Source organism: Robertmurraya dakarensis, assembly GCF_900156875.1.
In the GTDB taxonomy this organism is placed as follows: Bacteria; Bacillota; Bacilli; order Bacillales; family Cytobacillaceae; genus Robertmurraya; species Robertmurraya dakarensis.
This window is the reverse complement of record NZ_LT707408.1, coordinates 1,554,160-1,568,306: the sequence shown is the minus strand read 5'-3', so window position 1 is coordinate 1,568,306 and position 14,147 is coordinate 1,554,160. Positions and strand designations below refer to the sequence as shown.

The following is a 14,147-nucleotide window of genomic DNA, read 5'->3' as shown; positions in this document are numbered from 1 at the left end:
CAAGCTCTATTTTGAGATCTATTTCTTAAACGATTAAAGAATTTCTTTTCTCACTGGTTTAACTGGCAACTTTACTTCTACCGTTGTACCTTGTCCTTCTTTGCTGGAAAATGTCATGGATCCATTATGCTCGCGGATAATCCTAAAGCACATCATCAGACCCAATCCTGTACCCTTTTCTTTATTACTGTAAAATGGTTCTCCTAGTCTTTTTAAACGATCCTCACTGATTCCAACACCGTTATCGCTAATCTTGATGATGAGCTGATCTTGTTCACTATTTACTTTGATGCAAATTGTTCCTAATCTATCCGCGGCGATTGCGTCAATACTGTTTTTACAAAGGTTAATTAACACTTGTTTAATTTGATTGGGATCACAGCTAATCGGAGGCAAGTCCGGTTCTATTTCAGTTGTAAATACAATATTTTGCAGAATGGCTTCCGATTTCACCAACATCTCTACATCAGTGATTAAGTTGACCATATTCGTATCCTTAGGTTGAATTTGCTGTGGCTTAGCAAGGGATAGAAATTCCTTAATAATATCCTCAATTCGGTTAAATTCAGAAAGTATTACATCAAAGTATTCATCCTTGATTACCCCTTCTTGAAATAATTGAATGAATCCTTTTATGGATGAAATCGGGTTTCTTATCTCATGCGCAACACCAGCAGCCAGTTCACCGACTAACGATAATTTTTCCGAATTCCATAACAGTTCCTCCGCCCTTTTTCGTTCCGTAATATCTCTCGAAACAATTAAGAAATTTTCAGTATCCCCAAATATCCCAATCACAGGACTTACATAACATTCAAATAATAAAAATTCCCCTTTTTGATTAAGCGCGCGGTACTCAATCTTGGTGGATACTCCTGTCTCGACCATTTGATTAAAACGGCTGTTAAGTAACGGGATATCTTCAGGATAAATAAGTTCCGATGCGAATTTGCCTACTAATTTTTCTGAAGGATACCCTAGGACTGTTTGATGGGAAGGAGAGGCATATAGAAGGATCCCCTTTCTATCTACAATGGCGATCAAATCGGACATATTTTCAGCGATTAATCGGTATTTATTTTCACTTTCAACAAGGGCCTTTTCTGCTTTTTTTCGAGCCGTGATGTCGACACTCGAACTAATAACCTCAACCACTTCACCACCGCGCTTGATTGGACTCAAAGCAGATAGATAGCAAATTCCATTGACTTCAGTTTCGTATATTACCTGCTCTTCTCCATTCCATGCTCTATTATAATACTCTTCCTTTTCTCTAGAGATGTCCTCAGGTAAAAAGTCCCTGAGTCTCTTCCCAACTACTTGACTCGGAACAAGTCCCATACGATAGAGAAGATCCCCATCACAGAGAGTATGGATAAAGTCACCCTTTATTCTTTTAAATTTAAATGTCATTCCTTGCTGAAGACGAATCGTCTCATTTAGTTCTTTTCTAGCTAAACGCAAAAGCTCATCAGACCAAATTCTTTCATTGACATCCTGAGAAAGGCCATATTCTGGTACTACTCTTTCAATCTCTATTAAATTTTCTTCTAATTTAGCCGCTGTGACAGGTTTTGTAAAATAATACCCCTGGCCTTCATCACATAGATGCTCTTGCAAGAACACTAATTGCTCCCTTGACTCAATCCCTTCGGCCACTACTTTTAGTTTTAAGTTATGGGCCATTGAAATAATCGTCTTGACGATGGTTTCACCGTTAGGATTATTATAAAGCTCTCTAATAAAGGATTGATCTATTTTTAATGAATCCACAGGGAACTTTTTTAAGTAATTTAGAGAGCTATAGCCCTTTCCAAAATCGTCAATACTTATCCGAACACCTAGCTTCTTTAATTGCTGTAAATGCCTGTTTGCACACTGCAGGTCTGCTGTCATGCTTTCAGTAATTTCCAGTTCTAAGTATTGTGGGTCAATTCCTGTTTCTCGAAGAATACTTTCCACTGTTTCAGTAAAGTGAAGCTGTGTAAACTGTCGTGCAGATAAATTCACTGATAAAATTGGAGTAAAACCTTTTTGATTCCACTTTTTACACTGTATGCATGCTTGATATAAAACCCACTCGCCAATTGGACTAATTAAGCCCGTTTCCTCGGCAATGGGGATAAAATTTCTTGGAGTAATTGTTCCAAGCTCAGGATGGTTCCACCTGATTAACGCTTCTACCCCTACAATTTTACCTGTTTTCAGATTGACTTTTGGGTGATATAAAAGATTTAACTCTTTCCGTTCGATCGCCCTATGGAGATCTAACTCTAATTTCAACGGATTATAATTGCATTGTACGTCAATAGAAGAATAAAATTTATATTGATTACTACCCTCCGATTTTGCTTGGTGCATCGCAAAATCAGCATGCTTGACTAAAGTGTCAGCAATATTTCCATCTTCAGGAAAAATACTAATTCCGATACTAGGTGAAGTGAATATATCATTATTTTCTATCCTTATCGGTACAGAAAGCACATCAACAACCCGCCTCGCAACCATCGAAGCTGTTTTTTGATCTCCTTCTTCCAAGAAAATAATGAATTCGTCACCTCCCTGTCTAAAGATTCGATCCTTCCCGCTAATACACACTCTTAGACGATTTGATACTTCTTTTAATAAAAGATCACCGATATCATGGCCCAAAGTGTCATTAATAATTTTAAAACGGTCAAGATTAATAAATAGAAGAGCAAAGCTTTTTTCTTTTTCCATAGAGATAGTGATTTCTTGAAAAAGGTGTTTGTTTAAGGCATTTCTATTCGGTAAGCCGGTCAGATAATCATAGTGCGCCATATGCTCCATGACATTAGCTGTTTCAACCTTTGTAACTTCCTGAACTATGGACAGAATCGCAGAGCTTCCGTTATAGGGAATCTCAGCTCCATTGAGAACAACATCTACAAATCTCCCGTCTAGTGTTTTAATCTTATACTGATAATTTGGAACCTTTCCTCCAGTTGCTACTTGAGCCAGCCGGTCCTTCAAAACTTGTAATTGCTCTTCAATAATCAAATCTTCTATATGTTTACCTAACAGTTCTTGTACGTCTTTAGCTCCTAACAAGCGGATTGCCTCTTGATTCCCATAAACAATTCTTCCGTCTTGCTGTACAAGAACAGCATTTGGAGAAAACTCAACTATATTTTGATAGAGATCCACACAAGCAGCATTGCCTCTACTTTGCTGTGTATCATTTATAAATTCATTATGTAATCGCTGCGTTTCAATTTCAGTAGATTGTTTATTCATCATATCACCGTAATCCCCTAAATCCTTTTCACTATTATACTATAAAATGGCAATTATATATTAGCTTTATAAGCTATTAATTATGCTATTTTGAAAAAAGAAAAAGATCAGCCCCGCATGATGAAGGAACTGATCCTATTTAACTATTAATTTACCTTTTTAGGTCCTTTCCAATACATTTCTCTTAACCGATATTTCTGTAATTTACCCGTTGCTGTTTTTGGAAGTGCTTCAACAATTTCAACAGACTTAGGAGCTTTGAAGTGGGCCATTTGATCTCGGCAAAATTGAATTATTTCTGCTTCTGTCACCTCTGCACCTGGCTGCGGAACAATGATTGCTTTCGGTACTTCTCCCCATTTTTCATCTGGTATAGCAATAACCGCTGCCTCCAGAACGGCAGGATGTTTATATAAAACTCCCTCTACTTCTGTTGAAGAAATATTTTCTCCCCCTGAGATAATTAAATCCTTTGCCCGGTCACGAATTTCAATAAAACCATCCGGATGCGTTACAGCTAAATCCCCAGTATGGAACCATCCATCTTTAATAGCAGCGGCTGTATTCTCTGGGTCCTTATAGTAGCCAGCCATGACGACATTCCCTCGAGTAATAATTTCTCCCAATTCTTCCCCGTTCCAAGCCACTTCTTGACCGTCTGGATGAACCACCTTTGTTTCACCGTTAAATGCCAGTTCAATTCCTTGTCTAGCCTTTATTGTTGCTTGTTCGTCAGAAGACTTGTAATCAAATTCTTTCTTCCATTCACAGTACAAAATAAATGGAGAGGTTTCTGTTAAACCATACACATGAATCATATTTAATCCTAGAATATCTTGCGCTTTTTGAATCAACGCTGCCGCTGGAGGAGCACCCGCTGTCGCCATGCGGGGACTAGTTTTAATCTTAACTTCCTTCGCTTTTGGGTCATTTACGAGCATATTGACTACAGTCGGAGCTCCACAAAGCAAGCTGATATTTTTGCTTTCGAAAAGGTCAAGAATCAATGGTGGATCGACTTTTCTCAAGCATACATGTGTACCACCTGCTGCCGTTAGCGCCCAAACTCCGCCCCAGCCATTCGCATGAAACATCGGCAAGGTATGAAGATAAACATCGTCATGGTTGACACTAAGATGATACAAAAAATTGGCTGCATTTAAATAATTGCCGCGATGTGTCAACATCACGCCTTTAGGCTTAGAAGTCGTCCCGCTCGTATAATTTAAAGTGAGGAGTTGATTTTCATCAATTTCTACCACAGGTAATACATCCGAATCATCTACACGACTAAGAAAGCTCTCAAACTCGATCGCCTTTAAGGATGTACTCTGCCCTGGTACTGGCACAACGATGATTTGTTCAAGTGAGAGGTTATCAATAATGGTTTCAATTGGAGCAGCGAATTCTTCATCCACTATTAGCATTTTCGAATCACTGTGTTTGATAATATACTCCAAATCATGGTCTGCAAGCCGATAATTTAACGGCACCATAACAGCCCCGAGCTGGCAAATACCATAGAAGCATTCAAGCATATAATGGGTGTTAGGCAGCATGACTGCCACATGGTCACCTTCTTTAATCCCTGCTTTATGTAAAGCAATTGACAGCCTATCTACTCTTTCGCTAAATTCCTTGTATGTAAACTGCTTTTCTCCATCAATAACTGCTATTTTTTGAGGATAATATTTAACAGCTCTCCGCTTCCAATCAAGTGGTGTTAAAGGTGAAATCATCCAAACCAACTCCTCATCATTAATTTGTAATCGTTTTCATAAATAGACCGAATTTACAACACTATATTTCTATTGAAAATTATAACATAAAATTACGACTTTTTATAATACTAATAATATTCATTTTTTTACGTTATTTCAATAGGATTTTTATCCTTTGATCAAAAGAAAAACGATCCCCTTTCAGAAGATCGCCATTCTAAATTTGGTTTTTTATATTCAGATAATCTAATCCCGATTCAATAAAAGGACTCATTTCTCCCATTGAAAAAATACTCAATTCATGCATTGCCCTTGTACATGCAGTATACAGAAGTCTCCGTTCACTTTCCTTCCCATAGGTCTCCTTTGACGCATCATAGATGATAACAGAATCAAACTCAATTCCTTTTGCTAAATAGGCAGGAATGACGAGAACACCCTTTTCAAAAGAAATCGTTCCTTTTTCAATTAGACGAACTGAATGGTGTTCCTTTAGGAATTCATACGCCTTGGCACTTTGTTTAGCGGTCTTACATATAATTGCAATCGTTTCAAAGTCAGAGTGTATTTTTTGTTGTACCTCATTTAAAATACAAGACTTCAGGGATTCTTCATCGTCAACAAAGGTTAAAGAAGGTTTCTTGCCATTACGGTTGAATGGTTCGATATGTTCCCCATTCTTAAGAATTGTTTTCGTAAATTCAACTATCTGCCTTGTTGAACGGTAGCTTCTTGTAAGGATGATTCTTTCCTGTTCCTCTTTCTTGATATCTTTAGGAAGAAAGGATTCTGCTTCCGTTGAATGTGAGTAGATACCCTGATTAATATCTCCCAAAAACGTCATTTTGCTAAAGGGAAAAAGTTCACGTAAATAAGCAAACTGAAAAGCTGAATAATCCTGAGCCTCATCAACAAACACATGCCGTATCGATGAGTAAGAGGCCTTCCCTTCAATACCGTCTTTCAAATACACAAACGGAGTCGCATCCTCAAATGCCAATTCCGCTCTTAATAAAGTATCATTGCTATATTTGCAAATTTCATTCCAATTATCAGGAAATTTGCAAGCTAAGTTTTCGATGATATCCACTTGAAAAAGGCCCCGATATATTTCTTCATAATCAATATAGGCCAGTTTCTTTACCTTCTTCATGATAGGCTTAAAATAACGATTGACAACGATTTCAGATAGAAGCTTCTCCTCTAGTTCAAAGTCATCGAAGCTGTTTTCACGGTAACGTTTCTTTTTTTCGAGCTTATTGAATACTTCCAAAAAATCTTCTTTATCTAAAAATTGTGCTTCGTCCTTCACCCAATCCTTTCTTTTCTCAAGCTTCTTTCGTTTTTTTAACTCCTTTTTAATCCATTCTTGCAGAAGCTCGATTCTGTTAGGGATTGAAATATCCTTATCATAAGCATAAAATTGCTCTTTAATTTGTCTGGCCGAAAGCAGCACCTGATCTTTCATTGAAATATCCTTAAATTGCATGCCTTCTTTTCCTAAAAACTCTAAATAACGATCAATTAGTTTCTTAAAATCTAAACTCGATTTATAAACAATTCCACTTACACGACTCTTGTATAATTCACTTACTTCATTATTAAGCAAATACTCGAGCTGGGTAAATGAATCTTCCAGTTTCAGGGATACTCCAATGCGACTTTGCAAGTATTCCAGAAACGTTGTCTGCTGCATATTTTCTTCTCCAAGCTCAGGTAGTACGGTAGCCACATAGCTATTGAATAAAGGGTTGGGCGAAAAAAGCATAATATTCTGGGAGCTTAAAGAACCTCTGTTTTGGTATAGCAAATAGGCCACCCGCTGCAAAGCAGCAGAAGTCTTCCCACTTCCTGCCACACCTTGAACGATTAAATATTTGCTTTTTTCATTACGGATAATTCTGTTCTGTTCTTTTTGTATGGTAGCGACAATCGTCTTCATATGTGAATCGGCTTGATTTCCTAAAACCTCTTGAAGAAGCTGATCCCCGATAGTTACTCCTGTATCAAACATTCCTTGAATGACGCTGTTACGAATAATAAATTGACGCTTTAGCGTCATTTCTCCTTCTATTATTCCCTCAGGTGTTTTGTAATCAGCTCTTCCGGGCGAGTAATCATAATAAATACTTGAAATCGGTGCACGCCAATCATAAATCAGAAAATTTTCATCATCCTTGTCCATAAAAGAAGTGATTCCTATATAGATTGATTCAGCCTCTTGCTCAGCATCTTCTTTAAAATCAACTCTTCCGAAATATGGGGAATTTTTTAGTCTTTGTAACGAATGGAGCTTTCTATTGAGCTGGAGATGACTTCTTTCTCGTTCAGAAAGGAGCTGCGCTTGCTGCTTTATACTAGAAAAAGTCTCTGCAAGATCATCAGGTTCATCTACGTTAACTGTGACATCATCCCAAAACGTTGTTCTAATTTCAAGAGCATCAGAACCGACTTTGTTTACTTGTTGACCAAGTGTATCTATCTTTTCCTGAATTGCTTCTACAATCAATCCAACTCTTCTTTGCTCATACTCCTTTTCGATTTGTTCTTTACTCATGAAATCACACTCCGTCATATCATTTTAGCTTATTGTTTGACAAACAAATAATTATATGTTAATGTTATTATGGGTTAATTTAACATTAAATTTAAAATTTTATGTAATGAACCGTCATTCATTCTAGCATACTGCTGGAAATGCAAGACGGTTTTTCTTATCAATAAAGAAGATGCTATTGCTTTTGCAACTCTTGAATTTTCAGCCCGACAGCTTCCGTTAATTCCTGTGTCATTTCAGGAACATTCGTTTTCAGAACAGAGTTCACCATTTTCGCTAGCTTTCCTTGGGCCTCGATATTGAGACTCCCTGTCATCAACGTCTGATTCTCGCCAATTTGCTTCGCTTCAAAATATCCGTTTCCTGTAAACTTTTCGTTAATACCCGTTAAATCAAACGCTACATTGTTAGGCTCTTTCCAATTTGTAATATCCACTTTCAATTGAATTTTTTTCTTCATAATGCCTAAATCACTCTTAAATGTCCATGTCGATTCCTTATCATTAATAAGTTCGTGCTCTATGTAGCCCGGCACAAGCGGAGCCCAATGGTCTATATCACTAATAAATCTCCAAACCCCTTCAATCGGCGCATTAACTCTCATGCTGTATACTTTACTCGCCATGTTTATCCACTCCTTTTGCATCATCCTGATGTTCGCTGTAAATAATTCCGTATAAAACACCCATGTTAAAGACTATTCAATGTCTTCTTTCGACATGACTGATTTCTTTTTACAGTTGGAGTGGCCTAAAATACTAAAATTGAGTAGGAGAGGGCGAACGAGAACCCCGAGCACTCACACGACCGAATGTACCGTAATAAAGGCGATTCATTTCTATATGACGTCAGTTTTCGGAACTCCTAAAAAGACGAGCTTTTTATTCCCGTTTGTTCAAAGAAAGGGCATCATTTCTACTATGAAAACCATTCCTAAGACGCTTCGGCAAATAAACGGTCTTCATCTCTGCTACGAAAACCTTTCCTCAAGCCTTCTGGTACACAAACGGTCTTCATCTCTGTTATGAAAACCTTTCCTCAAGCCTTCCGGTACATAAACGGTCTTCATCTCTGCTATGAGAACCTTTCCTCAACCCTCCCGGTACATAAACGGTCTTCATCTCTACTTTGAAAACCATTCCTCAGGCGTTTCAATAGACAAACGGTCTTCATCTTCCATTTACTCTGTACTGTATTTGGCAGTAAGGACATTAATCTGTATAGCAAACTCATCCAATGATACCTAACCCTTGTATCTTATATGGTGTTCGTGTTGCTCAGACCAATAGTTTTCCACCCTTCAAATTTCGCGTCACCACAAATACCCTTTCATTAAGACAATGTCACCGTTTGTATTCGGGGCTTGTCCCTATATACTTCACCCAGCTAGGATACTAAAAGAAGAGCTATAAATGATTAATAGCTCTTCCCGTCAAGGTTAGATTGATTATTCAGGAATTTGTACCTTATGTTCACTGCTGCTTACATTCCCATCATCAATTACAGTTACTTTTACAATAAGCTCCTTACCTTTGACATCATTCAACCAACCTTCACTTACTGTACCTGTATGTTGATTTGTAGATGTCAAAATCTCAGTATCGGCCGGGATTACAGTATTTTCAGTAGTTGGATACTTATCATTACCTATTACAAGATAACCTTCCCAATATTTATTTTTAACTAGATCACCGTCGTTTGTTGTTTTTAAATATACTTTTTTTCCATCATCATCCAAATAATAATACTCTGTGATTACATCATCACCAATCGCTTCAGCAGCATCTTTAATCTCTTCATCTGTACCATTAACCATCTTATCTGCTAAAGTGGTATACAAACTAGTGATTGCAGCTATATCTGTTGTACCTGTTATTGGTTTTAAGTCTAACTCGTTGTCTACTTTAAACGAGACAATAACATTTTCACTAGCAGCTTCGTACTCAACATCTAAATCCTTAGGTACAGCTGGATTTGCCACATCCGTAGTATCGTCATTCTCTACTGGAGCGTCCGCTTCAGTTCCCTTTGTCGCATCAAGAGTCGCATTAATTTCTTCTACTTCGCCTTTGTTATTTGTCAGCTTAATTGTGAATTGGTACTCTCCACCTGGAAGCTCACCGTATTTTGCCTTTAGCTCCGCCATATCTAGATTTACTTCTGATACGTTCTGTTCTTTTGCTAAAATTTCATGAACAACTGTACCATTCGCGAGGGTTGTCGTTACTGTTACGTCAATATCGGCAGCTTCTTCTGTTGTCCTTACAGTAAAGTTGTCGATCGCATTCAGCTCACCTGCAGTGATCTTAATATTTTCAAACATTTCAGGTGTAAAATTAGTTCCATTAACAACCACATCACGTAAATCAGGATTTGTTGCTTCAGCGTCAGGTTCAGCCCCTATTTCTGTAACATCTCCTGTATCTTCATCTATTTCATAACGAGAATCCTCGTTTTTCTCTCCATCAATTTTAATAATGTTTTGTTTAACTTCATCGTAATTTTTAATAACATCGCTTATAGATTTACCCTTTGGAAGACTTACATTGGCTACTACAGCATTCCCCTTTATTGCTACTGCCTGATCGGCATCAAGATCAATATTCGAAACGTTTCCGTTCATTTCAACATTTTTTGTTTTTCCTTGAAGTTTTACCGTACCAATTAAGCTTGTATCATCTGTGACTATTTTAGAATCCGCCTGCACGAGGTACTTGGAAATAGTACTGCCATCCGCCTGTTCAATCGTAACTCCATCTTTCTTAACAAGAACATTACGTAGGTTAGACTCTTTAAATACAGCTGAGATTCCTGCATAATCTGCTGCAGCTGTAAAGTTCCCAGATTCTTGTATAATCGTATTAAGCCCGATGTTCACACTGCTTGCTTGAAAAGAGTTTTCCACATTCGGCGTAATTTCTAGATCATCATCAACAGTAAGTTTTTTTATTTCGAGAAAATCTCCATTAGCAATTAAATTTTTTACAACCGTGTCTCCACCATCTAGGGTTAGCTGGCTCTCCGCGGTACCTTCTGCATTAATAGTCAGCTCAAGAATTTCAGAAATCTCCCCTTCATCATTAAACTTCACTGAAATTTCTGCGTCCTCTAAAGCCGCACTATTCGTTGGATTTAAAATTTTGTTCGTCTCGTCAGTAAGTGGATATGTCGCAGAATTTCCCCCCGGTAATGTGACAGAAATGGAATCATCAGAAACATCCGTTATACTTCCAATATTCCCCTTTGCTAATTCTGATTGATAGACAAACTTAACAAGGTGACCTCGGTATGTCGTGTCTCCTCCCCTAAATGCATCAGGTGATTCCATTGAAGTAATCCCTTTGTCAATCAGGACTTCTATATAATTATTTGCCCAGCCAGCGCCTGTACCTTCTTTTACATCATCAGCCAGCTTGAATGCTTGAACCAGCATTTTTGCCATTTGTGCTCTTGTTACTTTTTCATTTGGTCTAAACTCTCGGTTATCTCCTTCTCCATATCCTTTAATCACACCTTCATTCTCTAAGAAGGAGACATAAGGAATTGCCCAAGCGTTTTTCGTGTCTGTTACATCTTTGAAATTTGGATTTTCTACTTCTTCCGGATTAAATCCAATAACTAAGGCGATCACTTTTGCTGCTTGAGCCCGAGTCATATCTTCATAAACAGCAAAGTGGTCTCCATACCCCTTTACGATCCCTCGGTTTGCAAAATCTTCGACAAACTTATAAAACTCATGCTCATCATTAATATCAGTAAAGTCCCCTGCATCCTTAAAATCAGTATCAGGGAGAGTCACTTCGACCTCTGTATCTGCCGTTGCTTGCATTGTATTTTCTTCTGCACTCGCTTTAATTGGTTCCAACTTCCCTGCAGCTGTAAAAGAAAAGACCCCGACCAGCATGGTACCTACCATCACTCTCACCGTTGCTTTTTTTACATTCGGAAATCGATTCCGAAGATAAGATTCCGCAGTCTTCTGGACACTATCCTGCTTTTTCCTGCTGGAGCCAAATTCCTCAGCAAACTCCTCCATACCTTGTTGTATAAAAAGAGTAATAACGGTATCATTCTGTTGCTTCGCTAATTCATATCGTTGGATTTGTACCAAGCGTAATGCCCCCTTTTAAGTCATATACACTTTAAGTGTGCCCGTGATTAAAAGGTATATGTAACGAGGATTTTTATGGAATCATTGAGGTAATCCATCATTTTAAGGATAAACTGACGCAGGACAATATACCGGTTCAATATTCATGAATACGATAGGGTGATGATTACATTATCGGATGGGGAGAAGTGAAAGAAAGATGAATAGACCTAATACATTAGCTTGGCATGAAACTCTGGAGCTGCATGAGTTAATGGCTTTTCAGTCAATTGGATTAATGAAACTGAAAAAGGCTTACAGACATATTTCAGATGTTGAATTAAGAGGGATTTATGAAAAAGCCATCCAAGGCTTAACTTCAAATATCAACGAATTAATACAATTCTATCCCGCTGCACCAGGATACGATAATAGAAATGAAGTAAGGAATGACCGTGCTTTTTATGCAGGCGATTTGCTTGGATTTTGTAAAGCATCCGTACGGAATTACGCAATTGCCATCACAGAAACAGCCACACCTGCGCTTAGAAAGGTGCTGACAAACCAATTACTTAAAGCAATCCAGCTTCATGAAAGAGTATATAACTATATGTATAAAAATGGATATTATCCTTCTTATGATTTATCACAACTTTTAAATAATGATTTAAAAATAGCACAACAGGCTTTATCAATGAATTACTAAAACAAAAACGGGCAGCCAGAAAATTGGCAGCCCGTTAAATTCTCAAGTTCAAGTATTCTTAAGTACCATATACAAACGATTATTTCTGTTTTGTTTCTCATCCTCTGAAGCGAGATCATATTTCTTCAATAGATGAAACACATCGTTCAGAATTTCTTGTGTGTGTTCTTCTAAGAAAAATTGTTGAAATAAAGGCTTCATATCCTCCGGTAAATGGTCCAATTGTGATTCATATTTGTTCTTAACATCCTCTTTTGAGTGGTCGATTTTACATTCTCCCATTTTATCTCCTCCTTTTTTATTTACTATACCTTCTAGTGAGAGCGTATAGCAAACTTCCCAATTAGAAGCTTTTTAAACCTGTCTATATGGTAATATTTAGTTAATAGACAAAAGCCTATCCTACAATCTAGACAACCGCATACCATGTAGTAAAGGAGGGAATTATATGTATCATATCGCATATCTTTTTTTAGCCTGTGTTTTGGCGGGATTTGCACTCGCTAATTTACCATCTTCATCACTATTAACAGCAGGCGCAGCATCATTCCTTGGAGTGATTGGCGTCATCGCCATTATTGTGTTTTCATTTTTGATTTTATACCTTGGAGTAAAAGCCCTGTTTAAAGGATTATAAAAGATGATTTCATCTCCATTTACAGCTGTTGAGAAACTCAACAGCTTTCTCTATTGCCCTCCGTTATTATGTTTCTGGTAAAAGGATGTATAATAGCGATATACAGTTTGAAAGGAGATACAGACAAAATGGCATATCCTGATATAAGTGAAACACTGCAGCTTTTAAAAGATCTTGTTAACATCCCAAGTCCTTCCGGCAATACAAATGAAGTGATTACATATGTTGAAAAATATTTAAACGAGTTAAAAGTAGAAACATACCGAAATCGTAAGGGAGGCTTAATAGCGACAATTCCTGGCAAAAATACATCCCAGCATCGAATGTTAACAGCGCATGTTGACACCCTTGGGGCAATTGTGAAGGAAATTAAACCTAGCGGCAGACTAAAACTGGACCTTATTGGAGGCTTTAAATTTAACTCTATAGAAGGTGAATACTGTCAAATCGAAACAAGTTCCGGTCAAAAATATACTGGCACGATTCTGATGCATCAGACGTCGGTACATGTGTATAAAAATGCCGACAAAGCCGAGCGAAACCAAGAAAACATGGAGGTACGCATTGATGAAGTGGTGAAAAATGCGGATGATGTACGAAAACTTGGAATTGAAGTTGGGGATTTTGTATCATTTGACCCGCGAGTAGAAATCACTAAAAGTGGATTTATCAAGTCTAGACATCTTGATGATAAAGCAAGCGTAGCTATTCTTTTACAGCTTATTAAACAAATAAATAACGAAAACATGACACTTCCCTATACAACCCATTTCCTAATTTCCAATAATGAAGAAATCGGCTATGGAGGGAACTCCAATATTACGCCTGAAACTGTCGAATATTTAGCAGTTGACATGGGAGCTATGGGGGACGGTCAATCAACAGACGAGTACACGGTTTCAATTTGCGTAAAAGATGCTAGCGGGCCTTATCACTATGGATTACGAAAACACCTTGTTGAACTTGCAAAAGAAAACGGCATTGAATTTCAATTGGATGTATATCCATATTACGGTTCAGATGCTTCTGCGGCAATTCGCGCAGGCCATGACATCGTCCATGGTTTAGTTGGACCTGGGATTGACTCTTCTCATGCTTTTGAACGTACTCATCAATCATCGATTGAGAACACTTCAAAGCTTCTATATCATTATATTCAATCAAGCATGATCCTTTAA

General features: G+C 37.7%; 9 protein-coding genes. 3 read left to right on the top strand and 6 right to left on the bottom strand.

Going from position 1 to position 14,147, the window contains the following annotated elements:
• Positions 1-33: 33 nt before the first annotated feature.
• The 5 genes from CZ487_RS08725 to CZ487_RS08700 all read right to left on the bottom strand — a co-directional run bounded on the left by CZ487_RS08725 (position 34) and on the right by CZ487_RS08700 (position 11,647).
• Positions 34-3,261, bottom strand: coding sequence for an EAL domain-containing protein (locus CZ487_RS08725; protein WP_084783157.1), 3,228 nt, complete (start codon positions 3,259-3,261; stop codon positions 34-36).
• A gap of 143 nt (positions 3,262-3,404) precedes the next feature.
• Positions 3,405-4,997, bottom strand: a complete 1,593-nt coding sequence (locus CZ487_RS08715) for a long-chain-fatty-acid--CoA ligase (RefSeq protein WP_077211725.1) — start codon at positions 4,995-4,997, stop codon at positions 3,405-3,407.
• Between the two features lie 199 nt (positions 4,998-5,196).
• The gene (gene helD, locus CZ487_RS08710) at positions 5,197-7,536 is read right to left on the bottom strand and encodes an RNA polymerase recycling motor HelD (protein WP_077211724.1); all 2,340 of its coding nucleotides are present in this window, start codon (positions 7,534-7,536) and stop codon (positions 5,197-5,199) included.
• A 175-nt stretch (positions 7,537-7,711) separates the two neighbouring features.
• Entirely contained in the window at positions 7,712-8,161 is a 450-nt protein-coding gene (locus CZ487_RS08705; RefSeq protein WP_077211723.1) for an SRPBCC family protein, read from the bottom strand.
• An 822-nt stretch (positions 8,162-8,983) separates the two neighbouring features.
• On the bottom strand, positions 8,984-11,647 hold the full coding sequence (locus CZ487_RS08700; RefSeq protein WP_077211722.1) for an S-layer homology domain-containing protein: 2,664 nt from the start codon (positions 11,645-11,647) through the stop codon (positions 8,984-8,986).
• 199 nt (positions 11,648-11,846) lie between these two features.
• Between CZ487_RS08700 and CZ487_RS08695 the strand changes: the two genes are divergently transcribed.
• On the top strand, positions 11,847-12,332 hold the full coding sequence (locus CZ487_RS08695) for a spore coat protein (protein WP_077211721.1): 486 nt from the start codon (positions 11,847-11,849) through the stop codon (positions 12,330-12,332).
• A 48-nt stretch (positions 12,333-12,380) separates the two neighbouring features.
• On the opposite strand, the gene CZ487_RS08690 is transcribed toward CZ487_RS08695, so the two are convergent.
• Complete coding sequence (locus tag CZ487_RS08690) at positions 12,381-12,614, bottom strand: group-specific protein (protein WP_077211720.1); 234 nt, start codon at positions 12,612-12,614, stop codon at positions 12,381-12,383.
• 166 nt (positions 12,615-12,780) lie between these two features.
• Here CZ487_RS08690 and CZ487_RS08685 point away from each other — a divergent pair, with 166 nt between their 5' ends.
• Together CZ487_RS08685 and CZ487_RS08680 are read left to right on the top strand one after the other, a co-directional pair.
• Complete coding sequence (locus tag CZ487_RS08685) at positions 12,781-12,969, top strand: hypothetical protein (RefSeq protein ID WP_077211719.1); 189 nt, start codon at positions 12,781-12,783, stop codon at positions 12,967-12,969.
• A 128-nt stretch (positions 12,970-13,097) separates the two neighbouring features.
• Entirely contained in the window at positions 13,098-14,147 is a 1,050-nt protein-coding gene (locus CZ487_RS08680; protein ID WP_077211718.1) for a M42 family metallopeptidase, read from the top strand.